This window comes from Paenibacillus vortex V453, assembly GCF_000193415.1.
GTDB lineage: Bacteria > Bacillota > Bacilli > Paenibacillales > Paenibacillaceae > Paenibacillus_AQ > Paenibacillus_AQ glucanolyticus.
In genome coordinates this window covers 162,149-189,014 of sequence record NZ_ADHJ01000053.1, presented here as the reverse complement: position 1 = coordinate 189,014, position 26,866 = coordinate 162,149, and the positions used below count along the sequence as shown (strand labels likewise).

General features: G+C 48.3%; 19 protein-coding genes. 14 read left to right on the top strand and 5 right to left on the bottom strand.

The window, feature by feature from the left end:
• Positions 1-298: 298 nt before the first annotated feature.
• The 9 genes from PVOR_RS27570 to PVOR_RS27530 all read left to right on the top strand — a co-directional run bounded on the left by PVOR_RS27570 (position 299) and on the right by PVOR_RS27530 (position 15,029).
• Positions 299-2,086 (top strand): vWA domain-containing protein, encoded by a 1,788-nt coding sequence (locus PVOR_RS27570; RefSeq protein WP_006212857.1) that lies wholly within the window; start codon positions 299-301, stop codon positions 2,084-2,086.
• A gap of 72 nt (positions 2,087-2,158) precedes the next feature.
• Positions 2,159-5,548 (top strand): tubulin-like doman-containing protein, encoded by a 3,390-nt coding sequence (locus tag PVOR_RS27565; RefSeq protein ID WP_006212856.1) that lies wholly within the window; start codon positions 2,159-2,161, stop codon positions 5,546-5,548.
• A 3-nt stretch (positions 5,549-5,551) separates the two neighbouring features.
• The gene (locus PVOR_RS27560) at positions 5,552-7,936 is read left to right on the top strand and encodes a hypothetical protein (protein WP_006212855.1); all 2,385 of its coding nucleotides are present in this window, start codon (positions 5,552-5,554) and stop codon (positions 7,934-7,936) included.
• Between the two features lie 37 nt (positions 7,937-7,973).
• Positions 7,974-9,239: a vWA domain-containing protein gene (locus PVOR_RS27555; protein WP_006212854.1), complete on the top strand. Its 1,266-nt coding sequence runs from the start codon at positions 7,974-7,976 to the stop codon at positions 9,237-9,239.
• 16 nt (positions 9,240-9,255) lie between these two features.
• Positions 9,256-9,897, top strand: coding sequence for a hypothetical protein (locus tag PVOR_RS27550; RefSeq protein WP_006212853.1), 642 nt, complete (start codon positions 9,256-9,258; stop codon positions 9,895-9,897).
• 76 nt (positions 9,898-9,973) lie between these two features.
• Positions 9,974-11,233: a TRAFAC clade GTPase domain-containing protein gene (locus PVOR_RS27545; RefSeq protein ID WP_006212852.1), complete on the top strand. Its 1,260-nt coding sequence runs from the start codon at positions 9,974-9,976 to the stop codon at positions 11,231-11,233.
• Complete coding sequence (locus PVOR_RS27540; RefSeq protein ID WP_052649326.1) at positions 11,233-14,241, top strand: GAP1-N2 domain-containing protein; 3,009 nt, start codon at positions 11,233-11,235, stop codon at positions 14,239-14,241. Before PVOR_RS27545 ends, PVOR_RS27540 begins: the two co-directional genes overlap by 1 nt.
• A 5-nt stretch (positions 14,242-14,246) precedes the next feature.
• Positions 14,247-14,612, top strand: a complete 366-nt coding sequence (locus PVOR_RS31165; RefSeq protein ID WP_006212850.1) for a carbohydrate-binding protein — start codon at positions 14,247-14,249, stop codon at positions 14,610-14,612.
• A gap of 48 nt (positions 14,613-14,660) precedes the next feature.
• On the top strand, positions 14,661-15,029 hold the full coding sequence (locus tag PVOR_RS27530; RefSeq protein WP_006212849.1) for a YybH family protein: 369 nt from the start codon (positions 14,661-14,663) through the stop codon (positions 15,027-15,029).
• A gap of 119 nt (positions 15,030-15,148) precedes the next feature.
• Here the strand turns inward: PVOR_RS27530 and PVOR_RS27525 are convergent, their stop codons facing one another.
• The 3 genes from PVOR_RS27525 to PVOR_RS27515 all read right to left on the bottom strand — a co-directional run bounded on the left by PVOR_RS27525 (position 15,149) and on the right by PVOR_RS27515 (position 17,337).
• Positions 15,149-15,706, bottom strand: coding sequence for a DUF1700 domain-containing protein (locus tag PVOR_RS27525; RefSeq protein WP_006212848.1), 558 nt, complete (start codon positions 15,704-15,706; stop codon positions 15,149-15,151).
• A gap of 4 nt (positions 15,707-15,710) precedes the next feature.
• Positions 15,711-16,043 carry a PadR family transcriptional regulator gene (locus PVOR_RS27520; RefSeq protein ID WP_006212847.1) on the bottom strand — a complete coding sequence of 111 codons (333 nt, stop codon included), beginning with the start codon at positions 16,041-16,043 and terminating at the stop codon, positions 15,711-15,713.
• Between the two features lie 124 nt (positions 16,044-16,167).
• Positions 16,168-17,337, bottom strand: coding sequence for a serine hydrolase domain-containing protein (locus PVOR_RS27515; protein ID WP_006212846.1), 1,170 nt, complete (start codon positions 17,335-17,337; stop codon positions 16,168-16,170).
• Positions 17,338-18,158: 821 nt separating this feature from the next.
• On the opposite strand from PVOR_RS27515, the gene PVOR_RS27510 reads away from it, so the two are divergent.
• Complete coding sequence (locus PVOR_RS27510; RefSeq protein ID WP_006212845.1) at positions 18,159-21,851, top strand: glycosyl hydrolase family 18 protein; 3,693 nt, start codon at positions 18,159-18,161, stop codon at positions 21,849-21,851.
• Between the two features lie 88 nt (positions 21,852-21,939).
• On the opposite strand, the gene PVOR_RS32695 is transcribed toward PVOR_RS27510, so the two are convergent.
• The gene (locus tag PVOR_RS32695; protein WP_006212844.1) at positions 21,940-22,071 is read right to left on the bottom strand and encodes a hypothetical protein; all 132 of its coding nucleotides are present in this window, start codon (positions 22,069-22,071) and stop codon (positions 21,940-21,942) included.
• Positions 22,072-22,243: 172 nt separating this feature from the next.
• Here PVOR_RS32695 and PVOR_RS27505 point away from each other — a divergent pair, with 172 nt between their 5' ends.
• The 4 genes from PVOR_RS27505 to PVOR_RS27490 all read left to right on the top strand — a co-directional run bounded on the left by PVOR_RS27505 (position 22,244) and on the right by PVOR_RS27490 (position 24,922).
• Positions 22,244-22,990 (top strand): winged helix DNA-binding protein, encoded by a 747-nt coding sequence (locus tag PVOR_RS27505; RefSeq protein WP_006212843.1) that lies wholly within the window; start codon positions 22,244-22,246, stop codon positions 22,988-22,990.
• An 86-nt stretch (positions 22,991-23,076) separates the two neighbouring features.
• Entirely contained in the window at positions 23,077-23,487 is a 411-nt protein-coding gene (locus tag PVOR_RS27500; RefSeq protein ID WP_006212842.1) for a VOC family protein, read from the top strand.
• Between the two features lie 184 nt (positions 23,488-23,671).
• Complete coding sequence (locus tag PVOR_RS27495; RefSeq protein WP_040681070.1) at positions 23,672-24,100, top strand: MarR family winged helix-turn-helix transcriptional regulator; 429 nt, start codon at positions 23,672-23,674, stop codon at positions 24,098-24,100.
• Between the two features lie 165 nt (positions 24,101-24,265).
• Positions 24,266-24,922 carry an FMN-dependent NADH-azoreductase gene (locus tag PVOR_RS27490; RefSeq protein WP_006212840.1) on the top strand — a complete coding sequence of 219 codons (657 nt, stop codon included), beginning with the start codon at positions 24,266-24,268 and terminating at the stop codon, positions 24,920-24,922.
• 304 nt (positions 24,923-25,226) lie between these two features.
• On the opposite strand, the gene cls is transcribed toward PVOR_RS27490, so the two are convergent.
• A complete protein-coding gene (gene cls, locus PVOR_RS27485) occupies positions 25,227-26,675 on the bottom strand; it encodes a cardiolipin synthase (RefSeq protein ID WP_006212839.1) in 1,449 nt (482 codons plus the stop codon).
• Between the last annotated feature and the right edge of the window lie 191 nt (positions 26,676-26,866).

Below are 26,866 nucleotides of genomic sequence, written 5' to 3'. Positions count from 1 at the left end.
CTTTCCGGTATCGTAATGGGGGTGAAAATGGTGAATGAGCCTTGTGTCCTAAGTCCGGGTGATACACTGATTATGTTGAACTTTGGCAGGTATAATTATATCATATGGACATAGTACTGGGATATTTTAGTGAGTTGCATGGTATTTCCTATATAAACATACCAAGGAAATGAAAGTGGATGTATCGTTTTTAAGCTTTTTTTCATATATTTTTAAGACTTAATGCCTACAGTTAGATTAGAGGATCGAACATAGGCATCCTCAAATGCTAGATTAAATGGGTGAAGGAGTAAAATCAATGCTACGTAACAATAAATGGCTGCTCTGTCTGATGGCAGCAGCGCTGCTGATCGTGACCTGGAGCGGGGGAACCTTGCCTCAGGCAATGGCAGCCTCGCAAGGCTCCAAGATAGATGCCGTTCTGGTGATGGATGCCAGCAACTCGATGAAAAACAGTGATCCTGACAGAATCGGCAGCGAAGCGATGAAGATGTTCATCGACATGCTGTCCACAACCGGCGACAAAGTCGGCGTTGTTTCCTATACCGACCGGATTCAGCGGGAGAAGGCACTGCTGGAAATTCAATCGGAGGCGGACAAAACGGCGCTGAAGGAGTTTATCGACCAACTGGACCGCGGTCCTTACACTGACATTTCGGTAGGTCTTGATGAAGCGGTGAAGGTGCTGAAGCAGGGCATGGAACCGGCTCATGCACCTATGATCGTTGTTTTGGCCGACGGTAACAATGATCTGGACCCCAACACAGGCAAGACGAGCCAAGAAGCGTCAGATCATTTGAACCAGGCGGTTCAGGAGGCCAAAGGAAGCGGCATCCCGATCTATACGATTGGTCTGAACGCCGACGGGAAGCTGAATAAAGAGGCTTTGGCTGAGCTGGCGAACCAAACGGGAGGAAAATCCTTTACCACGAGCTCGGCGGATGATTTGCCGCAAATTCTAAGCGAGATTTTTGCCAGCCACCAGCAGCTCAAGATTGTACCCGTGCAGTCGATTACCGGCAATGGCAGCTATCAGGAGGTCACGGTCAACGTACCGAATGCAAACGTGCTGGAAGCGAATATTTCTATTATGTCCTCAAGTCCCGTGGACGTTAAACTGATGGACCCCACTGGTGCTGAGCAGAGCATTCCATCGGCTAATGTCATGCGCTCCACATCCAATTCCTACTCGCTTCTCAAGCTGCTGAAGCCGCAGCAGGGTGATTGGAAGCTGCAGGTGAAGGGTGTATCCAAAGACAAAATCGATATCAATCTTGTGTTCAACTACGATCTGGAGCTGACCATGGATCCTCCGTCATCATCGAAGGTGAAGGCAGGGGATACAATCGATATTAACGCGTATCTCGTCAGCAACGGACAGAAGCTGCAAAACAATGAACTGTACGGCAACATGAAGGCCAAGCTGTTGGTGAAGGATCTCGACACCGGTGACGAGTCGGAGGTCGAGCTGGAGAACAAAGGCGGCAGCTTTGAAGGGAGTTACAAAATTCCGCAGAAGCATGACTATGAGCTGCGGGTAAGGGCGGAGGAGCAGAGCTTCTACCGCGAAAGCGCGCCTGTGAAGATCAGTGCGAAAGCAGCCGCCGCGGGCTCCGGCAGCGGTGGGAATGAGCTGACCGCAGGCGATGAAGAGAAACCTTTTCCATTATGGCCCGTAATCATTGGCATCGCTGCTCTGCTCATTGTGGGGGCTGGAGCTTATTTCATACTAGGCGCGATTAAGAAAGCGAACAAGGGCTTTGTCGGTCAGATCGTGATTGAAATCAGGGATGAGAATACCGGCGAGAAGACCTTCCCGCAATACAAAAAGCTGACTTCATTCAAAGGGAAGTTCAACCTGCACCAGCTTCTGCAGTTGGCACCTGAGCTGAAGGAGACGGAGAAGATTCTGTTCACGCCTGGCAAGAATGATCGCATCATGCTTAGAAATAATTCTTCGGCTGTGATTGAGAAGTCGGGACGTGCCCTGGATGCCACGAAAGGGACGGAACTGAAGAACGGAGACCGGCTGAGAGTTTCCCTGCAGCAGGCTGACAAGACCATATTATTTGAATATTTGGCTTAAAGTGCGTGTTCATGATCAAAAGCGGACTTTTTGAACAACCTCTTAAGCCATGACCTATCAGGAGGGGAAATTATGAAACCGGTAGTTAGAGAACATATACAACAGCTTGACGTTTCACTCGGAGGCGGGATTGTCAGTGAGAAAATACGAGTGGATACCATCGACAACCCGATTCTCATCATTGGACTTGGAGGCACGGGGATCGATGCGCTGCTGCGCCTGAAATATCAGATTAACCGCCGGTTTAAGCTGCCGGAGGATCCCTTGTCCAAGAAAAGAATGGACAAGCCGGACAATGTGGAGTTTCTGGCTTTTGAGACCAACGAACAGGATAAGAATAAACGCTATAAGGGAATAGGGCTTGATCCGATCAATGAATTCGTGCTTCTCTCGAATGCGGAGATTGGAGGGCTCCTTCAGAATCGCAGCATCCTGGAGCCATACATTACGGATTGGCTGTCGCCGGAGCTAAGCATTACCGATGGAATGAACGGGGCAGCCGGTGTCCGTCAGGCCGGCCGCTTGCTTCTGTTTACGAAAATCACCCAGGTGGTGCAAGCGATCGATAAGAAGATTAAGACATTATCGGTTGGCACCAACAAAAAGCTGATGGTCTTCCTGTTGACCGGATTGTCCGGCGGGACAGGCAGCGGCTGCTTCCTTGATATTGCTTATATCGTCCGCGGCATTATTGAGCGCGATCACGGCTCTGCGGGGATTGACCGCGTGAACACACTCGGTTATCTGTTTACGCCGGATATCAATCTGGCTAACAAAAGCTTGAGCGAGCACACGCGCGAGTACATCAAGAAGAACGGATATGCGGCGCTAAAGGAGCTTGACTACTGGATGAACGTGGATGCCAGAGGCGAGCGGTTCAAGCAGCAGTACGGCAGCATTCTGAACGTGAATTCGCCGCTGCCTCCGTTTAATCTGTGCCATCTCATCTCTGCTACCAATACGGAGGGCAAACTGCTGGAGAACGCCTATGATTACTGCATGAATGTCACCGCCGAGAATATCACGAACTTCATGGCCAGCGAGGAAAAGCAGTCCGGCGAAGAGTTTGCAATCCATGATTATATCAGCAACATCCGAACCAACATTGCCCAGATGAACAAAGCCTATCCTGCCAATTACGATTACAACATTATCGGAGCATCCTCGGCCGTGCTGCCTATCGAGGAGATGACCACCTATCTGGCATACCGCGTATTTGGCAAAATGCAAACCATGTTCGAGAAAGCGCCAAGCCAGGAGGATGTTGAGAAGTTTGCAAGTAAGCTGGGCATCGACCTGGACTCGATGACGAAGAATTTCGAGTCCCGCGTACCGGAGCCGCTGCCCGGGTATCAGAACAGCGAGCGGCTCAGCTATGCCAATGTGGTGAAGAATCAGGTCATTAATATGGATACGGAGCTGGAGCAGAATTTTCTCGCCAGAGCCCGTGAGGAATACATCAAAGCGAAGAAGCAGCTTCCAGGCGAGATCGTGGATCAATTCAGCGACCAAATCCGCCGGATGTTCCTGCATCCGCAGCAAGGACCGTTCTATGTATCCCGTCTGATTTATACGGAGAAGGGCTTCAGCCTGCTGAAGATGCTGCTGTCTTACATCGAAACGCTCCGGGAGAACCTGACCCGCATTCCCCGCGACATCGAGTCGGCCAGAGAACAGGCGATCGAACGCCTGGGCGATGCGAAGAGTGCTTTTGTTTCTAAGGATAAGAAGAAGAACATCTATATTGAAGCAAAGATCAATGAATACTGGCTGGAAGCCGATGTGGAACGCACCGAGCAGATGATTGAATTCTATGAGGATTTATACGATCTGCTCAACCAGGAGAATAACCGGATTTATAGCGTATATACCGAAATTCTGAACGCGCTGAACTCCATATTTGCCAAGAACGGGGACATCCTTGTCAACGGTGATGAACAGCAGGATCATAAAGGGAACAAGACGTATTACTGGAACTTGGTCAGCGTGCCCGACATCTCCGATGTGATCAACAAAATCATGGATCAAAAAGATGTGGACGATCTCATCCGGGATTTCGCACAGGAACTGCTGAGCCATGCCAATCGTTGGACACGGGAGCAGGAGATTGATATCGTCAGATCCATCTCCGAGTTTCTGACGGACAAATTCGGCGATTTGATCACCCGCTCGATGGAGGATTTCCTGACCATGAAATTCGGGCAGGAGGATTCCATCGAAAAGTTCGTCGAGCGCAACATCGCCAGCAAGCTGGATGATGAAGCCGTGCCGGTCTTCCATCTGAGCAACAGCGCAGGCAATTTGTACTTCCCATCCTGGGGCTTTGTGTCCGTGCCTGTGCAGGCGCCAAGCATTCTGAAGGGCATTCGCAATTACCAGAACAATTCGGTGGGTAAATCCCATTTCACGGTGAAGGAAAGTGAAGTGAAGAATCGGATATTCTGGTTGAATACAAAGAACGGTGTGCCGCTGTTCGTTTACACGCCGCTTAAGGTTTATGAGGAGAGTTACGAACGCACCATCATGGACAAGGAAGGCGTAGGGCGTCATTTGGTGCAGACAGACCGCAACAACTGGACCTACCTGCCTTCGCCGATTCCTGAGAAGTCCTGGGGCGATACTTATATCAACCCGCGGGTTCAGGATTATAACGCCCGGGTTCGTGCAGAATTCAACCAGGCACTTACGTATAAAGTTATCATGGAGAAGGATGTGGACCAGAATACAAGCAGCCGTTATGCGGTTGTGTTCACGAAGCCATTTGATCTCAGCGAGCTGCTTCGTGCCTATGATCTTCAGCTGGACACGCCTAAGCCTAATCTGGGCGAAGTGAAGCGGGCCTGGACGGAGCTGAAGCGACTGATGAACGAAGGCCTCGAGCAGGTGGGGTCCAAGGATATCTTCAACAGCATCAATGAGGATATGGCTAAAGAGAATTTGATCCGTTCACCGGAAATGATTCGCAGCGTGCGTGAAGAGTTGAAGAAGTATGCCGCCATTGCCGCCAAAATCACGGCATTCGAGCTCTTGATCAGCGACAATCAGAATGAGGAGAAATGGCTGGATCAATTTATCGAGGCAATGTATACCGGGACCATTACCAAGAAGGGTGCGCTGTTCGTCTATGACCGCGATCCGGAAGAGGATTCCTGGGAGCCGTTTGCCAATCTGCTGAAAAGCGTGAATGACGTGGAGTATGAAGTCTACAAGCATTTCCGCCAGCTGGATGAGAAAAGCCGGAGCACGCTGCTGCGCAAATCTTCCCGCCGGGATCAGGAGCTGACCGCTTCCGAAGATATTACGCCGCTGCTCGGTAAGCTGGAGGAATTGGCTGAGCGTTTCCTGGAGACGCGCGACCGGTTGGAATACGAGAAGGTGGAGCTAGCGGACGGCGAAGAGCGGTACCAGTTCTACCGACAGGTATCCTCCAAATTAAACGACATTCGAAGAAGGTTGAAATAGACGATGAGGGAAATTCTTCGCCAGTATGCTGCCGGTTATGCCAAGTCGGAAGAGCAGCTTACCTTGATGGAGGATGATCAGAGCAGCATCCACTACCCGGAGGTATACTTGTTCATCGGTGATATGACGGCGGCAGCCATCGAACCGATCATGGAGATTCATGACCGCAAATGGGACAACAGCGCAAGTGTCATCTATTTTCATGTGGGAACAGACCGTGGCGGCAGGCCGGGGCCGAAAGGCTCCGAATCCTCCAATCGTCTTCACAGTTATCAACTGGATCTGCCGGTGGCAGACGGTGCGTCCAAGTCCTTGCGCAAAGAGCTGTATCAGGCGTTCTATCAAGAACGGGGCCCCCTGTCTGGGTTAAATAAAGCCATTCGGAAGTTGAGCCACCATATTTCAGATTATGGACGCAGTTATTCGTCTTTTGACCGGGTCCATCTGTCTATCATTACACGGGTCGATGACCCGTTTAATGTATTTATCCCGGAAATTTCATTACTGGCAGAATCCATCTTCAATCAGTCGTTCAAATCGGTGCAGATGGATTTGTACGCGCTAATCAATGAGAGGGAGCAGATTGAAACCTATGGCTATACGAGCTCCGTGGGGGTCGCCTTCTTACGGGAGCTTGAGTTGATGCAGAGCCGGGATTACAGCTTCTCCGCACCGCTTCAAATGACGGAGGATGGACTGAGCATCCCGGTCGTTCACCCGGCTTCGCCGTTGTTTGATCTGGTCTACGTGCTGTCCGATAAGAATGAGCGGGGCATCTCCGGTTACTCCGGCATGCAGGATATCTATGATATCATCTGTCATCTCGGCTTGCTTAAGAATCGGAAGCAGAAGGACGAGGCATATGACGGGATCAGAGGCGTTTACAACAATACATCCTTCAAAAGCAACATCATGACCGAATCCGGTCGCCAAGGCTTTGTCTCGGCTGGCTTTGCCCGGGTAAAAAGGCCGAACGAGCCGATTGCCTTAACGGTCCTCTATCATCTCTGCCGGGGACTTCTCCAGCGCATGAAGACCGGACCTGAACCGGAGGTTCAGGAATGCCTGACTTACTTCGGCCTCGACCCGGAAGCCGTAACGGCTAGAGCGAACCGGATGCTCCCGAATGTCGAACATCTGGACGGACTGAAAGGCATGATGTCCCATCCTGTCAGTTATGCCGGACTGAAGCGGATGAATATCCGCGAGGCCGAAGAGGCACTGTTCGGAGAAGGCTGCCAGCAGTTTTTCCATAGCAATTATGAGCTGGAGGTCCAGAAGAGACTAGGGGATACGAGCACAGCCGAAGAAGTACACGCTGCCCTTCGCCGCTCGTTGTCCACACATCCGCATATCGGCTGTTATCAAATCGTGGAGTGGACAAGCGACAAGGGTGGAGCGGGGATCCTGCTCGAAGCGGTCCGTTCCCGAATCCGGGATCTCGGCAGTCTGCTGAAGACGGAGCAGGAAGAACTAACCCGCTATTATGAAGAAAGCGTGGAAACCCAGCCCTTCAAGAAACTGCCCTTTCGGGATAAACAGAATGTGCGCCAGTTCATTCGTTTTTTTGTAGGCGAGGTTTATCATCGCAGGTATGAGCTGCTGCTTCTGGAGACCGAACTTGCGCTGTACAGGTTATATGAGGCGGAGCTTGAGCAGATTCACCGGCATTACAAGCAGCAAGCGAGCATGCTGGACCAGTTGGAAGCAGAATTGCTGGAAGCAGCTCAGTCCAGTATCCGCACGGCAGACGATTATATCGGTCAGAACTTGATGGAGTATTATGGCCTGGTGACAGAGGAGTTGATGCTGGAGCTGGAAAGTAAGCGCGGCGCGGCTGTATTCTTCGAGGATCGCTATGTCGGCAATTTATCCGTTCTCACTCACGAAGGTACGGAGCCGATCCTGGCCAATATGATTCGAGTCTGTCTAAGGGATTTATTGACGGCAGAGCCGTTTGTGCAGACCTTCGAGGAGGAGCTGCTGCGCCGGGCGAACGTAACCATCGAGTATCATAACAAGCAGGTGCTTGCCAAGGAAGATTTGTTTAAGGTGCTCTACCGGATGCTGGAGGAGAACTCCGTTACTTTGGTCAGGCTGCTGGACTATACGCAGGAGCATCGATATGAAGAGAAATATTTCTTCGGCGATGCCGACAGTGAATTCGTTCGCTACGCCATCCGTGCGGATGAAGCATTACGAGTATACAAGCTTGGCATCGTGCATGAGAAGCGCTCCAGCGGGGTCGAGAAGCTGAATCTGATGGGGGGCTTCCATCTGGAGGATCTGATGTATTACCGGAATGGCAGAGCTTACTACGAAACCTATACGGCGAACGGTTATGAATTTCATGGAATGGAACCGGCGCTGCTCCCGGAGCTGCGCTAGCGTTCTTAGATTCTGATAAAGAGAGTAGGCGCGTATTGTGCAACGAAAAATAAACCCTCTCCTGCTGCTGTTGAGTCTGGTCGGCGGGGGAATTGGATTTGCCATTGGGGAATTTCTGCTCCGCCAGTGGGGAACAGGGCTTCCCGTTATTGTGGTTACGGGAATCTATTTCGGGATTCTGGCCTTCTGCATCGGCTTGGCCTGCTTAATCGCAGAATTGATCTCCCCCCGTTTGAGCGGGAGCTCCTGGAGACAGCGATACACGGGCACATCGTGGAAGCTGCTGATTCCATCCACTTTGGTGGCACTGTTCCTGCTTGGCATGCTGTTTGAGTGGGTGTACCAGCTGAACCCGGGCAGCGCCAAGCCCGTGAAGGACGTTGTTCTGGTCATAGACAATTCCGGCAGCATGAAGGATACCGACCCGAATCAGGATCGCTATACAGCAGCCAAAAATCTGATCAACCGCATGGATCGGGATAACAGGGTATCGGTAATCGTGTTTGATCATGCAACAACGTTACTGCAGCCATTTACCCGTGTGAAGAACCAGGAAATCAAGGATGAGATCATGGCGGAAATCGACGGTTTGGCAACAACTGACGGCGGTACGGACATTAGTCTCGCACTTGAGGATACCATGTCGCATATTCAGGAAAGCCAGGATGCGGGGCGAAGCGCCATGGTCATTATGCTGTCAGACGGATTTAGCGAAACCGACCATGATCGTGTGCTTGCGGACTACAAGCAGCAGCAAATCGCGGTGAATACGATTGGCCTTAGCCTCGTGTATAAGGATGGTGCCAATCTGCTTCAAACGATTGCAGCCGAGACGGGCGGGCAATATTACGATGTGCAGAATGCGGCAGACTTGTCTTTTGTTTTTCAGAAAATTTATGATGATGTCGGGGACCGTTCGCTGTTGACGAAGCGAACGGGCGCTATGGAAGACAGCGTTTATTATCAGATCGGAAGAATTGCTGCGATGCTGCTCATTGGCACTGCCATGGGTCTGGCGCTCGGCCTGGTGTTTGACAACCGTTATCTCGCGCGCAGCTTTAGCATAGGCGGTGCGGTATCGGGCTTACTGGCGGGCGTTGTTCTGGAATTTGGCCTCTCCGGGGGAGAAGTCAGAGATGCCAGTGTGCGTCTCTTGGCATGCTTCATCCTCGCAGGTTTGATGACCTTGTTCACGCTGGTGATACCTGTCAAGGAGAACGGCAGGTTAACTGGCGGCACGCAGCGGCCGGGCCGAACAGGACGTGGACAACGGCCGAATGATTCGACAAGCCGAGGATTTTAAGCAGGGGGCGTTCGATATGCAGTATAAAAATGCGGAGCCCGGAGATTGGGTTATTCAGGGATTAAGCCATCAATTGGACGAAGGTTTCTGCACGATTCGCTGGAACTGGCCGCCTGGTCTTCAAGCGGTATACATTCAACGTGTGATGGATGACGGATTCGCCGCATCGAATGGAGATCCGCATCTTGGCAGCCTGCGCTTGTATACCAGAGACGAATACAAGGCGAATAATGGTTATCGTGATCGTGTGGATGGTGTTGGGCAGATCTCATATACGGTGTATGCCTTCTCTTCTGAAAACGGGGAGACCACCTTGATCACACAGCCCGATGAAGCGAACTGCATTCAGTTCAGCACCGGTAAAGCCATGCTGGTATACTCCATTCGCGAAAAAAGCCGCTGGCTGCAATCCTATAAAACGATTGAAATTCAGGTTACAGCCGAAGTGCCTGTACCGAAGGAGGCTCTCTGCTATGTGAAGAAAGAGGGAGCTTATCCGGTGAACAAGGAAGACGGGATATTGTACCCGTTCGTTACGGATTTTGGGGCCGGACGGAATGTACTGCCCGTCATTGAGGTCGGTAAGAACGATTATGTACGCCTGTTTTTTACGGACGGGAAGAAGTATGGACAACGGTATGAGCTGGTGTATAGATAGAGAGAGCAGAGATAGAACACAGTGACAACAACGAAAGCGTCCATGCAATCCAGAGGTTTAGAGGGAGGTACAAATGATGGGCATTTTTGATATTTTCAAGAAGAAGCCGGAGCCGGAGCCAAGGCCGCTGTTTTATGATATTGTGTGCCCTTACTGTTTCAGTAAGTTCACGCCGAAGGAGGTTGTCTTCCGGGCTGCCCACGACCGTGAGGACGACGAGGATTATGCACTTGGGGAAGACGACGAGCTGAATCGTTACCGCGAACGCTTTGGGCTGGATTCGGTCTATGATATTGAGGCTATCATCCGGCCAAGCGACATACCGGAGGAGCATCACATTTATTCGGATCATGTGCTGGTTGGATTGAACGACCGCTACGGTGTCGTCACACGCAGACGCTTATGCCCGAAATGCCATAATGAGCTGCCTGTGACCGCAGGGAAGGTACCGAGCAACATTATCTCGATTATTGGTGCATCCCAAGTGGGCAAGTCGGTGTATATGACTTCGCTGATCCATACATTGCAGCATACGACGGCGGATCACTTCGATGCGGCCTGTATGCCGCTGAATGCGGAGATCAGCCGCAAGTTCCGCACCGGATATGAGGAACCGTTGTTTGAACGCGGAGATTTGCTGGCGTCTACTCAGAAGGAGAAGATGCAGGAGCCTTTTATATTTCAATTCGTGTTCAAGGATGAATCGAAGCCGCCGTTAACGCTTGTATTTTTTGACGTGGCGGGTGAAGGCATGGTGGACGAGGACTACCTGGGACTTCATGGACAGCATATCAAGAACTCCGCGGGCATTCTGTTTATGGTCGATCCGCTCCAGATTCGCTCCATTCGGGAGAAAATCCGTTTGAAGTTCGGTGATCAGCCAGGCGAATGGGTATCCCAGTACGATGAACCTCGCGATGTTGTCCTGACTATGTTCGGTGATTTCATTGCTTATGAGGACAAGGGCAAAACGGATATTCCGACAGCTGTCGTCCTAACCAAGAGCGATATGCTTCATGCGCTCAAGGATGAGGATGGCGAATATGTGAAGCTGAACAGTAACATATTCAACAATATGGTTCACCGCAAGCATTTGAACATGACCGAGTTTGAAAATATCGATGGCGAGATTCGCCGCTTTATCGAGAAGGTCGACCGTCCGTTCAAAGGCACAATGGATGTATATTTTTCGAATACAGCGTATTTTGCCGTGTCTGCCTTAGGCAGCAACCCTGTGGATCAGAAGCTGCAGAGCGTGGTCAGCCCGATCCGGGTGGACGAACCGTTCATCTGGCTTCTGTACAAGCTGAAGTATATTGAGGGGAGGGATGACTAGTGCCGGATTTCCCTTTCCGAAACATACAGCAGCAAATGTACACGAGGGAACGGCGGGGCGTGTTTCGCTCGGCTGAAGGATTTGATACGGTTGCGCGCTCGTCAGGATTGGAACCTTCCTATATCAAAAAGGTGCTGCATCCCTTTTGTCAGTATGAAGCTCCGGCAGAGCTTACGGCACGCAGCGAGAAGGACGCCGAGGCTTATCCTGCCGCTCTTCATCTGTTCCATACGGAAACAGGGGAGACGGTGCTGGGGCGCAGTGTGTTTCAGCCAGCGGATTTCACGGGACTTCGCAGCGCTTTTTTTACGCACCATTATGTGATTCCTGACGGATTTCTGGAAGATGAGCATTCCGCTTACCGGACTTGGCTCCAGGCCTCTTTTGCCAATCATTACGATATTGAAGAGGGGATAGAGCTGCCGGAGTTATCTGCCATGCCGGTTCAGGCTCGCCCGCAAGTTCCCGTCTCGCCTGACCAAACCCCGGCCTTACTGCAGGAACTGGGCATTGACGAGAAGGTATTCAAGCAACTGCTCTATGCATCGATAACCGCAGCTGCGGGTAAGAAAAAGGTGTATATCGTACTGGATGTACCGGTGGAACAGTTGTCCGCGAAGGCGGAGCAGCTGCTCTTTGTGTTGTTTGGCCGACTGCCTTACGCGCTGCGCCGGGTGCTTGGGTTCGTAACGTATGCCAAGGAACCCTACAGCAAGAAGGGACTTCATCTCATGTTCGTGGAGAAGGGCGGCCTGCGCCTGAATGACCGCAACATTGAGAAGGACTATTTATTTGAGCTTGCTGCCGGAAGGGTCATTAATGCGGATTTGAAATGGTCCGAGCAGCCTTATCTTGATTTTGCATGGGATACAGTGCTGGATCTGGCCCGATCTGAACGTTTTTTTGCCTTCGCGGAGCAGATGCTCTCGGATATGGAGCCGTCCCGTCAGATTTCTCTGGATAGCTACGACGATTTATGCGTGCTGTTCCAGATCGAAGAGGGCCGTGAAGATCTGTATAACGACCATAAGTTTGCTGTGCTTCGTGCCTTGCTGCTCTATCTGGAGCCAGCCGGGGCTCTGGGTTTAAAGAAACGGCTGGATGATCTGTTCCTTGCCCTGTTTGCCCATGAGTTTGAGCTTGTGAAGGGAGGACAGGTTCCCGATCCGGCGATTGCCGGGTCCGTGAAGGACTATCACAGCATCAACCCTAGACAGCACAATGACATGATTGTGGAATATTTTATTCGCTCATTAAATAATGCCTTGTCGAAGCAGCGTCAGGATGTGACCCAGGCGATTTATGGCTTGCTGGAGGGCAGTCCGGCTCTAAGCCGTGCCTTCTATGCCAGAGTACTGACCAGCCCGGGGCTGCCTGCGCTGATGTTCGATCCTTATATGAAAGCCAGTATGAAACAGAGGGTAACGCCAACGGATCTGGTTGATCTGATCAGTCTATGGGTGAGGAACCATCCCCTTTTGCTGGAACAGGAGAATTATGTTAGGCTGGCTGAAGCCCAACTCATCGATAAATTACAGCATGATGCAGATCCTGTAAGAGCGGTCAACGCCGTGCTGGATCAATTGGATTCTCTGGAGCATCACGAAGAGCGGGGGATCGCTCGTTACCAAGGCGGGACCGCATTTGCAGACCGAATGATTTATGCAGCCAACCTCTTTCTCTTGCGAGAATTGGAGCCTGAGCAATTGAACCGGAAGCAGCTTCTGGACATTGGATTTCTGCAAATGCCGAAGGAATTCAAAGGGTGGGTAGAACGTTTTGATTCCCGAATACGCTCCAAAGCGGCTGTCATGCTGGCGCTGTACCAGTGGTGCAGCAGAACCGAAGTTAAAGCGGAGGTGCTTGCCGATCTTTCAACCGAGGAGCGGGAGCGCACCCAGCATATTATGCGGAGGTGGCTGCAGCAGGATGTGGCGCCATCCCATTTTGAAAGCATCACCTTGGCCTTCTGCACGGAGATTCATTCCGGCGCTATTGACTACCGTGGCCTGCTGGATTATGTACATAAGTACAGCAAGAGTCCTGAAGTGGTCTACCAGTATATTCAATGGTCTGCGAAGCAGCCGGTATTCGTTAAACCACGGGGTCTCGTGCCGGCCTATGCTGCCGCGATCGTCCAGTACTTCAAGACCCATGACCGCGAAGCATTCAAGAATAAGGAGTACGTGAAGACTTATTTTAGTAACCCTGACCCTGTTCTTAAGGGGGTCTATACGAAGGTTAGGGCCGAGCTGGCTTCGCCATTCATGAGATTTATCCGAAGCCATCCGAGGTTCGTAAAAATAGCTTCAGCTGCACTTGTCCTCATCTTGGCCGGCGGTATCTTTCTCATGGTGCAAAACGGGAAGGATCCTGCGGATCCGAATTCAGTTGATACGCCTCCAGTTACCGTGCCTCCTGTCTCGCAGGATACGGTTCCGGAGCAGCCGCTGTTGACGGCGTCCGTAGTGGAAGAAGGTGAGCAGAAGGGCTTGACTGAACTGAGCTTCCATTTCAAACAGTCGGCAGCTTGCCGGGATTTCAATATGGAGAATCTCCAGGTCCTGGGTCAGGATGCAAACCTATTGTTTGAAGCGGCAAGTCCTGAACTATCACGGACGTGCACGGATGAAACAACAGGGGGAGCGGGCACCGATCCAACAGGAACAGATTCTGGTTCCAGCCAGGATCAGACAGATTCGAATTCGGGGACAACAGCGGGAGACGCAGAAGGAGCAGGCTCAGATTCTTCCGAGTCGGTTGATGGTGGAGAAGAACCGGAGTCCTCAGGAACCGAAAATGACTCACAGCAGAAGCTGCCATATACAAGCAAAGTTATCGTGAAGCTGGATAAACCGCTGGATGTGTCCCTAATCGACAAGGTTGTTGTGGATGGCATATCTTATGAGCTGTCCGATGAAAGTGCGCTTTCTGAAGAGCAGACGCCTGAGAATGGAACGTCTGAAAGAAATGAGTCATCTGAGAATGAGTCTGGCAGCGGAAATTGAATATAATGAGGGCGAAGGAGCATACAGATCATCTGTGGGCTCCTTCATTTTATATATCCACGCAGCAGCCGGACTACTTCCTCAGCGGCTTCAATCGCCTCAGTCAGGGAAGAGGTCAGACGATCGGTGAGGGCAATGATATCTTCGTGCTCATCCGGCGTGTTGAGAACCTGTTCAACGTTGGGTTCCTGTGTACGTTCTGTTTTATGGAGAAGTCGCAGGACTTTAACAAAGCAACCGTGGCTTGGAACAGCTCCAAGGCTTACATTGGCGGTGAACGGGTATCTTACAATGGAGCCGTTTGTGAAGCAAAATGGTGGACCAAAGGGGAAACGCCTGGCCAAGCCGGTGTGTGGAAAAAGGTTCAGTAAAAAAATGTGCCATCCTTATAATGGATTAGAGATGGGAGGTTAAGCGAAATGTCATATCAGAACGCACTTGAGGCTTATATTGCGGCTACGAACACACATGACTTTGATCAAGTGGCCCGGCTGCTGGATGAAGAGGCGGTTTATTGGTTTTCGGACCGGAGCTGCACGACCTTGGATGAGATCAGGTTGTATTTCGAGCAGGCGTGGGATGCCATTCGGGAGGAGGTATACCGGGCGGAGGATGTGGAATGGATTGCGAGTGATGCCCATTCGGCGGTGTGTATCTACACCTACCACTTCGAGGGTTATCACCAGGGGACATTTATGTCCGGGAGCGGCAGAGCCACCAATGTGTTTATTCGAGATGTCGAGGGATCATGGAAATTAAAGCATGAGCATTTAAGTTCGATTCAATGAATCGGTTTGATATAAACCATAAATAAAAGAGAAAGAGCCCTTGAAGGGCTCTTTCTCCATCATATTGAAAACGGGGAGCGGTTGGTCAAAGAATGAGCGCCCCGCCCCGTTCTTCCTTATTAATACAATGTTTTCTTTTTCTGACTAATGGCGTGTATGTATTTAATTGTAAGTTTCCATAACACTTTCCCGAGCCAAAACATCAACACACCAATCACAATAGAAATTGGTAGGAACAGCAATGGGCTTGGTGTATATGTTCCCATTTCGATTGTTATGCCGGCAATATCGTATCCCATAAGATATCCAACAAATTTAATAATTCCACCTATGGGTGTAATAACTCCACTAATCATTAAAGCAATGGAAAGAGTACTGAGAAGAGGTAAAAGAAACATACCGCTGACGCCTGCAAAGCTGCTGCAAAATGCAAATACAGCACCGAATTTACGCCAACTAAATTTACTGTTCTTTGAAATGGATTCACCTAAGTATGCTTTCGCTAATTCTTTTGGGTTTCCTAACCGCTCGATGATTTGTTCAGAAGATACACCATTATTTTGTAATTCAAGCATTACACTTTTGATTTCTTTTACAATGTCCATACGCTCCGAAACGGACATAGATTTCAAATGCTTTTCAATTTTTTCAAGATAGTCATTCGTAATTTTATCCAAAATTTCACACTCCCTTAATTTCTGCTATAGCAAGTAATAAATTATCCCATTCTAAGGACATCGCGTTTAAGTATTCGTTTCCTTTGTCTGTAATGGAATAATATTTTCTCGGTGGCAAACCCTCTGTACTTTCTTGCCAAGATGAAGAAACATATTCTTCTTTCAATAATCTTCTAAGCAGAGGATAAATTGTATTTTCTTTTGCAGCAACAATAGGATACTGCTCTAACTTACTTATGATTTCATACCCATAATAGGGTCGCTGCTTTATTAGCATTAGAATACAAAATTCGAGTGTTCCTCGCTTAATTTGTGATTTCCAATCTTCGACATTCATGATATTATACCTCCTGCATATACATCGTATAACACAGTATATCAAATATCAATAGTACATCAGAATTTTATCATTCAACGTAATAGAGGGAATCGCTTGCTACTTTATCGTTTTTCCTTTTTGCCTATTTGCTAAATTCAGCAAGTAAAATATTTTCAAAAGGATTAGGACTATGATCTCTGCCCAAACTGTTCAAACTGACGACCAATGTATGCTTGCCTCCAAGTGTACCTCCAGCAATAGTAGAAAACCCTAGAATGCCACCTGTGTGTCCCCATATCGAGACACCGTTTGGAAGCTTAGTTTCAAAGATTCCAAGACCATATCCATCGATTCCTGCTCTTCCTGTAGGAACTGTAGTAAGCATTTGTTTTAGTTGCTGTTCCTTCAGTAATTTACCGCCGAGCAAGGAAGAGAAGAATTTATTCAAGTCGTCAGCAGTAGAAATCATATCTCCAGCCGAGCTGCCTGCACTTGGGTTATAGTAAGTAACGTCTTTTATCTCACTTGCTTCGTCTGGTTGGGAATATCCCCGAGCATGCTTGGTGCCTGGAATAACGCTTGAATTGCCAGGCAGGAATGTATCCGACAATTCAAGCGGTTCAATAATCCGATTCTCAATCTCTTCCGCGTAGCTGTTTCCGGTTACTTTTTCAATAAGAATACCCAGTAATACGTATCCTGTGTTTGAATAAGACCAGCCCTTTCCTGGGGCAAAGTCTGGGGGCAGAGAAATCCCCATCTTCACTATTTCTTCAGCCGTATACGATTTTTTTGTATCCATAAAATCAACGTCTTTTGACCTTGAATATTCAGCGATACCACTCGTGTGGTTCAATATCTGCCGGATGGTAATCTGTTTACCATGATATCCGTTTCCTTGAATGACACCAGGCAGCCATTTTTCGATGGAGTCGTCAAGATTCAAGCGGTTCTCTTCAGCTAATTGAAGTACAACTGTTGCGGTGAACGTCTTCGTCACGCTGCCAATGCGAAAGCGAAAATCTGTTTCCATTGGTTTTCCGGTGCTTAGATTCGCTACCCCAGTCGCATAACCCCACGTTTTTCCACCCTCAGATGTTTTAACAAGTATCCCCGGGAATCCAAGTTGCAATGTATCCCGCATGGCTTGCTTGACGGAATTATGATCTCGTTGAGTGCTTGTTTGTAACGGACGAGATACATTTTGAGTGGGTTCTGCTTTTACAATTGAGGTTGGTGATGAGTATTGCAGGGAAATTCCAGTTATTAAAAGGGCCAGACTTGCAAATGTAATTTGACTACGTATTTTCATAAGGCATTCCTCTTCTCTATTTCATATTGTATGGTTTACCAACGCCATTCTGCCTAACAAGCGGTGAATTTCTCTTTTCTCACATGTATGTTAACCCCCTAAATTACTTCTTTTTCTTGAAAAACGGGTTTGTTTTTCATATATACGTTATATTTGTTCCGCCTTTCACAGCTACCTTTTGCATATACATCGTACAACACAGTATATCTATTATCAATAGTATATCGGATTTTATTATTTAACGTAAAGCGATATGTTGAATGAAATTCAGCATCAACAACCGCCGAGCGCAAGCAGAAACAGCAGGTCAGGGTACGAAATAGGGAGCATAAGTCCTTGTATAGAGCTGGTTTCCGGGCGCATTTTGAGAGGGGCAAGGGTTGTATACCTTTTCCCTCAAAATCAGCGTTCAGCTGCCTGTAGATTCGATCCATGTTGAATTTATTAACAGAATATAAAATCACAAGATTTTATCCCATGTTTATGGAAATGTATCCCTTCTCAATAGAGAGGTTAGGTTCCATGATACAAATATGAATATGCATTAAATATATGAAGTTCTTTGAAGGGAGGCTGTAGCAGAGCGTTGGGATAAGAGATTGATATACTGGAATGAAGAGGGGGATATGATAAACGTTACACAATCCATCTGGAAAAAATAGTAACCGCTTTCAAAATAAGTTGAATTTCGGGCGAAATTCGAAATGGGGCAAGCCATCATGGATATAACCCGATGACACCGAGAGAACAGACATTCATGGTAATGCTGTATCCTTTGCAATCGAAATATATCGACAGAGGTGAAAACGGTGAACTCATTTATGACGAAAAAGCACCCGAAATGGGTGGTATGGTTTCTGGCTCTAATCCTTATCTTTACCCCTCTTCTCAACGCGCCTGTATCCTATGCTTCAGATGGTGCCCCTCCCTCAGACATACCGGCAGTCAGTTCCAGCGTCGATCCGTTGACGGTAACAAGCGCAACTTATGGATCTCAGGATCCGTTGGCGCCGCAGAATCTTCGTATTGAAAGTGTCTCTCATAACATGGCGATATTTCAATGGGATTTCAAACCCGTCGAAGGTGAAAATAATATACAAGTGTGGGACGCGGATTCAGGCAACTGGCTGGCATGGGGAAACTTCTGGACTCGTGCGGTGACCGGATTGACACCTGAAACGACCTACCGAATCTATATTACTTGGGACGGCGACGTGAAAAAAGAACACAAAAGCAATGTATTGGAATTCACCACAACCAAAGATGAAGCTGAATATAAAGATACACCGTTGACTCCTCCAAGTCATCTTAAGATTGAAGATGCAACGGAAGATACGGTTACGCTGAGTTGGGGTTCGAGTCCCGGGGCCGAAGCCTATGACATTTATATTAATGGAGCATGGAAAGGCGGCACTTGGGAAAACTCCGTTACCACGGCTACTTATGGACCTTTGGAAGCAGGAGAGACTTATACTTTTAAAGTAGGTGCACAGAGAAGTGTGAATGGAGCTTTGGAAGCATCCGCCAATAGTAATGCTGTTACCCTTAAATGGGGGGAGCTGGCTCAACCTCGAGGGTTACAAGTAGTCACTTCTACACGATCTACGGCTTCACTGGGCTGGGCACCGGTGCCCGGGGCCACAAGTTACGACATTTATCAGGATGGGGTAAAGGTTGGCTCGAGTAGCGGGAGCCGATATGTAGCTGCTGGACTGGAAGAAGGAAAGACCTATTCGTATAAGGTAGTGGGTCATAACAGCCTATGGACTTCGTCTGAAAGCGAAGCTGTGTCGGTAGTGCCTGGCAGCAATTATAACAATATTACGTACTACACTTCTTGGTCAGCTAGTACCGAAGAGCGTAATTTTCATCCTGGTGACTTGGATGTATCACAGATCACCCACATTAACTATGCCTTCGCCGATATATGCTGGAAAAAATACGGGAGCGGGCCGAGAGCCTGCGAAGACCCTAATATTCCTGCACAGGATCGATACGTCCATGACGGAGAAATTGTGATTGGAGATCCGACATTTGATTTTCAGAATTTCGCAGCTTTCGAATCTATCAAGGCATCGAACCCTCATTTGAAGCTTATGGTTTCAGTAGGAGGCTGGACTTGGTCTGATAATTTTTCTAACGTAGCCATGACGGAAGAAACACGCCGTACTTTTGCTAATTCTGCTGTGAAGTTCCTACGAGATTATAAGTTTGATGGTCTGGATGTTGACTGGGAATATCCTGTTGAAGAAGGTGAAGAGTCGAACTCCAGAGCACCGGAGGATAAAGAAAACTTCACATTATTAATGAAAACCGTTCGCGAGGCATTGGATGCTGCGGGGTCAGAAGATGGAAAATATTATCTGCTGACGATTGCTTCCGGTCAGGGAGATAACTTTACCGTTAACGCAGATTTTGCGAATTCAGTCCAGTATCTGGATTTCATTAATATTATGACTTATGACTATAGTGGCAAAGATGACCCGTTTGGTCATCATAATTCACCATTGTTCTATGATAAAGCTCTTTCAAAGTCTTCTGCTCCAAGAAATCATGTGCTTGGCGGATTGTTAGGCCATCTGAATGGCGGGGTACCACAGCATAAATTGATTGTGGGAGTACCCTACTATGGCAAGGGCTGGGATGGCTGCGGGCCACTTGGTCAGTATCAGACTTGCAATAAGGGCGGGACTGATTTGAAGTCTTGGGAAAATGCCATTTTCGATTTCAGTGATCTCGAGAACAACTACATCGACAAGAACGGGTACAAGAGATATTGGAACGAATCGGCTAAGGTGCCTTATCTGTACAATGATCAGAATAAAGTGTTCATCACCTACAACGATAAGAACACCATGAAGTATGCGGCTTCCATCGTGAAATCGTTGGATATTGCAGGCGTCATGAGCTGGGAAATAAGTGGTGATCGTAATAAAACATTAACCACCCAATTAGTCCATGACCTGCCGGTTAACGGCAAAGTCAATGCTTCAGCATTACAGGCCCCAACGAATCTTCAACGGGTCAATGCCGACTCCAGCTCCATTCAAGTCACATGGGATGCAGTGCCAGGGGCAACGGGGTACGAAGTCTATGTGAACCATGCATTGGTAGGTTCAGTCACCGAGAAGGGTTATATCATTAATGGCCTTAACGCTCTAACGAATTACAAGATTCATGTGCTTGCTGTGGATCGGGCGGGGGATGAAATTAACCGCGTGTCCAGCGCTTCGAATCTACTGAGCGTTACGACTTCTGGCAACAGCACAGGCGGATCTGAGGGTTCCGGCGGATCAAGCGGATCCGGTTCTACTACGCCTTCGACGCCGCAGCCGCCTAAAGGAAAGGATGAACTGGAAGCAAAAGTTGTGCTTGAGGGAGATAAGGCAGTGGTTACCGTGCCAACGGCAGCAGCAGTTAACAGCATTAACCTTTCGGACTCTTCCAGTTTCCAGATTCATGCGGGCACGGGTGCGAAGCAGGCTGAGTTTGAGATTCCACAAGAAGTGATTGCAGCCATCGCGAAAAAAGGAGCCCAGGCAAGTCTGTCCGTTATCGTAAACGGCACAGAATATCGGATTCCGGCTTCGCTGATCTCGGTTTCCGGCCATGTGAAAGTCTCCATTGTGGCTCCCGGTGCAGCCGATGCAACGAGCGTGGCATCCCTGCTTAAGGGTAAAGAAACTCTGACTTCTCCGCTGTTGTTCAAGCTCGAGCAGCTGAACGCGGATAAAACAACTACGGAGCTGAAACATTACGGGAAATCCTATGTCAGTGAGCTGGTAACCGTGGATGCCAAAAAGATAGATACAAAGCGCGCGGGCGGAGTGGTTTATATATCAGGCACAAATGAGCTTCGATCCTCTCCAACCTTGTATAAGGTGAATGCGGACGGTACGGTTACCGTGGAGATGAGGAAGACGGGAAGCGGTATTTATGCTCTGCTTCAGCAGGATGTCCGGTTTAACGATAGGATTCCTGCTTGGGCACAGGAAGACGTGGCACAAGCGGCTGCGAAGCTGATTGTGTCTGGGGAGAGCATCAGCACGTTTGGTGCGAATAAAAACATTACCCGTGCCGAAATGATATCCATTGTAGTGAAAGGGCTGGGTATTCTTCCAGATGATAGCCTTGCTAACTTCCAGGATGTGAGCGCGAATGCCCCTTATGCCAAAGAAATTGCGGCTGCCAAGGCAGCAGGGCTGGTGAAGGGGCGTACAGGCGATATCTTTGATCCAAACAGTCTGATTACCCGTGAGGAATTGGCTGTCATCCTGAGCAGTGTACTGGAATATGCAGGCAAGAAGAATGAGGCTGATCAAGGGCTGTTAAACAAATTCAAAGATCACTCCAAGGTGTCGTCCTATGCGAAGTTGTCCGTCGCCTTCGTAGTGGAACAGAAGATTATGCAGGGGGTATCCGCTGCCAAGCTGGATCCGCAATCCCATGTGACGAAAGCTCAAACGGTTGTAACTGTCATGAGATTGCTGCGCGTAGCGGAGTTATTGAACTAATAAACATGACGGAATCAAATTAAATGGATGCCTTTCAGGCGGTTTGACGCTGCCTGGAGGCATCTTTTTTTCGATTCATGGGTACAGCTTACAGTCGGCTGAAACGCTGCTGCGTATGGTTCAGAAAACGAACCCGTGCTTCGGGAAAACTTCTTCGGTGGGCAACATTTTCGGATGCCTTTCCGCCATAGGGATGATCAAACACAATAACGGCTCTCATAAATGACCTCTCTTCTCAGGAATATTGTTTCCGCCATTATAAATATGTTTCTAGGGAACGATTTAATATATCCATGCCCATTAAGTCAATATTGTTTCCAAGGAAACTTTAATTAGTTCCAGGATCTTGTTATACTAAATAGGACGATAGCCGAGCGTAAGGAGATACGGATATGGAAATAGACCGGAATTCTGCTTCTTCTTGGGAACGAACCTCTCGGAAGGATCAATGGATCCTTGAATTAAAGCAGAAGGTTTCCGTGCTGCAGAAGAAATTCCAGGCCGAGGATGACGAAGAGAGACAGTGGATGATACAACGCTGCAATCAGCCGGAGCTAATCGAGTTGCTGAGGGAAATGACCGTTACGATGCTGCACGTGGTGGATGCGGTAGGCAGATTGGAGCCTGTTAACGGGATCACGATTTCCAAACAGTTCGGGATTCCGAAGGGCAGCGTCTCCAAAATAACCAAAAGATTGGTTGATAAACAGATTCTCCATATGGAGAATCTGCCGGATAACAAAAAAGAAATCATATTTACGCTGACTCCTGCCGGAAGAGAGATCTTCAAGCTGCATGGTGCGCTGCACGAGCAAATGGATCTCGGAATCAGCCTTTTCTTGCGAAGATACAGCGAGGATGAACTGCGATTTTTGAATCGGAGTATGCAGGATACGATCGATGCATCTTGGGTTAACTTTGAAGACAGCGAGGAGCCGAGCCTGATTCAAGGGGAAGCTGGCGAAATGTGCCTCCCCGAAGACCAACTCAAGACTGAGGGGGTTCCGCTATCGGTTTTCGGAAGTGAAACGGAGGAGATCGAGAGAATCCTGAGCATGCTCCGCAGGCTGGATTCCCCCAGCTTGAAGAGAGCGGAGGCCATTTTGACGGATGTGTTTTTCACTGAATTCGACGAATAATGGTTTGAACATAGCAAGTGAAGAGAAATGTTGTACTGCTGCCCGTGTTAAGATGAGTCTATCAAATAAAATGAGGTGATCCCGAGATGGCGTTGAAATGCGATAATATTTTTGTGAACCTGCCTGTAAAGGACCTGGAGAAAACGAAGGAATTCTTCTCGAAAATCGGTTTTGAATTTAACGCGCAATTTACGGATAAGAACGCAGCCTGCCTGGTAATCGGCGACAATATTTTTGCGATGCTGCTCACCGAGGATTATTTCAAAACTTTCACGAAGAAAGATTTGTCCAATGCGGCCAATACAACGGAAGTTATTCTGGCATTGTCGGCAGACAGTCGTGAGCAGGTAGACGAAATCGTGAATCATGCACTCGCTGCAGGGGGATCGCCTTCCAATGACCCGGTGGATCATGGATTTATGTATGGATGGAGCTTCCAGGATCCAGATGGTCATCTGTGGGAAGTCATGTACATGGATCCGGGTCACGTAGAATAAAAGTGATTCACATTAAAAGCACAAACCGTAATGAAGCATAGAAACCATAAAATGAAGCGGCGGAAGACTCCAAGTGTTATGGGGAAACTGCCGCTTTACTTTTATTTGGAAATCCATTATATTTGTATGTGCAAACAATAAATGGTTGATCATCGTGATGAACTTAGCGAAAGAGGTAGCCATGATGCTGAATACGTATATCAAAGAATGCCTGTACTTTACAGCCAATCGTCTTAGCCGGGTGATTACGAAGATGGCAGAAGACGAGTTTGCCGCAAGCGGATTATCACCAACGTATGCTTATTTACTTATGGCTGTGTATGAGAAGGAAGGGATCTCGCAGAAGGAATTAGGCGAAATTCTCCATCTTCAGCCTTCTACGGTTACCCGACTGATTGAGAAGCTGGCCGTCAAAGGCCTCGTGTATAATCGGGTAGAGGGAAGGATGTCGCTGATTTACACAACGGATAAAGGGAAAGCGCTCGAAGAGGTTATTCACGAATGCTGGAACCATCTGCGCAGCCGGTATGGTGCCATCTTAGGCAACGCTGAAGGCGACGAATTATCACTGCGGCTCTATGAGGTTAGCGATCAATTAGAGAATAAGGACTGAGGTCTTTATTTTCACGAATTATAATTGTATGTACAAACAAATTTAATATAAAATAATGAGCTTCACAACTGAATCTTGATTCTAACAAGGAGGTGGATCCACTTCGTCATTACGGGTTATCGGTTATCTGGAACAAACAACATATTAAAGGAGTGAATGGTTCATATGGAAAGAGTACTTGTCATTAATGCCCATCCTAGAGTTGTAAGTGCAGATTCTCTAAGCTTGCAGGTGTTGGATCATTTCATAAGCCAGTATCGCGCACATAGTCCTGAGAGCGTGCTCGAACAGATTGATTTATATCGAGAGCATGTGCCTGCCATTGATGTGAATTTGTTGAACGGGTGGGAGAAGCTTGAAACCAGGGAGCTTCTAACAGAAGATGAGGAGAAGGTGATGGGCCGGATGGCAGAAATCTTGCAGCAGTTCAAGAGGGCTACGAAATATGTGATCGCTATGCCGCTGCATAATTTTAACGTCCCTTCCAGGCTGAAGGATTATTTGGACAACATCATCATACCGCAGGAAACGTTCAGATACACCGAAAGCGGTTCCGAGGGACTCCTTACGGATGGGCGAAGCGTTGTGGTGATTCAGGGCAGTGATGGGATATATACCGAGAACGATTGGTATAGTGAGGTTGAATATTCGCATAAGTATTTGAAATCCATGTTCGAATTTCTGGGCATTACCGATTATCAGATCATCCGTGCGCAGGGGCACGCTATTCTGGATAAAAAGGATATTCTGGATACAAGCCGTTTGGCGGCTGCCGAGATTGCCGAGCGGTGGAGTGGAGAAAAACCGTCGGAGGCAGGTTAACCGGTGTTGGAATAACACATCCATTATTGAGTTTTCAATAAAAACGTTAAACCAGCCGCGGCTCTCTAACCACGGAGCTAATATGAGAAGAAGGCCCTCCAAGGTAACTTGAAGGGCCTTCTTCGTTTAATTGATTTGAGCTTCTGTTGTAACTTGCCATAATACGCCGAACTTGTCCTCCAGCACACCGAAAAGCGTTCCCCAGAACTGAATCTTCAGCGGGTCAAAGACCTTGCCGCCCTCTGCCAGTCGGTCAAAGTCTTCATGTGCATCCGAATCTATTTAAAGCAGTGTACGGGTCGTCCTACAGAATAGGTGACAGCAGACGGGAGATCGACTCCTTGAACTTGACCCATCTCGAGCGTTCAAGATACTGCTTCATGGTGAGCTGGCTGGATACACGAAGATCATGGTGGAATATTCGAGTTAATCGTTTCGACAGCTGCTCATCGTACAGGAAGGCATTCACTTCGAAATTGAGCTTGAAGCTGCGAACATCAATGTTCGCCGTGCCAACGGATGAGATTTTCTCATCAATGATGATGGTTTTGGCATGAATGAACCCGTTATTGTATAGATATACGTTAGCACCCGTTCTCAGCATCTCCCCGATGTAGGACAAGGTTGCCCAGTACACAAAGGGATGATCCGGTTTATCCGGGATCATCAGGTGAACCTCTACACCGGACAGCGCCGCAATGCGAAGCGCATCAAGCAGGCTTGCATCCGGGATAAAATAGGGCGTCTGGATATAAATTGATTGTTTGGCGGACGAGATCATTTTGATATAACCGTTCTTGATGTGCTCGTATCTTGAATCGGGACCGCTGGTGACAATCTGAATGCCGACATTACCCGGTGAATTGATCTTGGGAAACAGATTGGATTCATAGGAGATGTCATTATGGTGAGAAGCCTGGTTCCAGTCCAGAATGAAACGAACCTGCATCGCGTAGACGGCTTCGCCTAAGATGCGCAGATGGGTATCACGCCAATACCCGAATTTGGAGTTCAGGCCCAAATACTCATCCCCGACATTAAAACCTCCGACATAGCCGATATTGCCATCAATGATCGCCAGCTTCCGGTGATTTCGGTAATTTAAGCGCAGATTAATGAAGCGCAGCTTGGAAGGGAAGAAGGCCTCGGCTTCACCACCGGCTTCGCGAAATGCCTTGAAGAATCCCTTGGTTAATTGACGTGAGCCGAGCTCATCGTATAGAACCCGGACTTTCACGCCTTCTTTTACCTTTTTGGTTAACAGGGTCATCAACTTCTTGCCAAGCTCATCACGACGGATAATATAGTATTGAATGTGTATGTAGACTTTGGCTTCCTCAATATCCTGAAACAGTCGTTCAAACTTCTTGCGTCCATCCGTGAAAATCTCGACGTCGTTGTCGTCCGTAAGAATAGCCTGATTTTCGTTGATGTGCATATGAATCAAATCGCTGTTATCCTTGGCGGCCTGGTTGCGAAACGGGTATTCCCCGGAACTCATTCCTTCCATCTGGGACAGTAACACCTTCTCAATACCGGTTTTCTGCAGGTCATCCCAATGAAAGAGTCGGATTCTTCTTAAGTTTTGAGCGAACAGCAGGTACAGAATAAACCCGAGAATGGGTATAAAGGACAGCACCAACAGCCATGCCCAAGTCGAGCCGGCATCCCGCCGTTCCCTAAAGACCACGAACATGGAGAACACAATATTCAGAACGATGATCAGACCAAGAATAATGGAAGTAACATGCATGTTTTTTTATTATCCTCCTAAACTATAGCCTTGCCCTTGCAATGCTTCATATTATACGTGAGCCGTTAGGAGAAGTATATATCCGCAGTATGGCGTGCAACCGATGTTTTTAAACGGTGGATGCGGCAGCGTCTTCATTTCATACAAGCTGTCACGGTTGCTATTTGTATCACAACTCGTTGTCATGATAC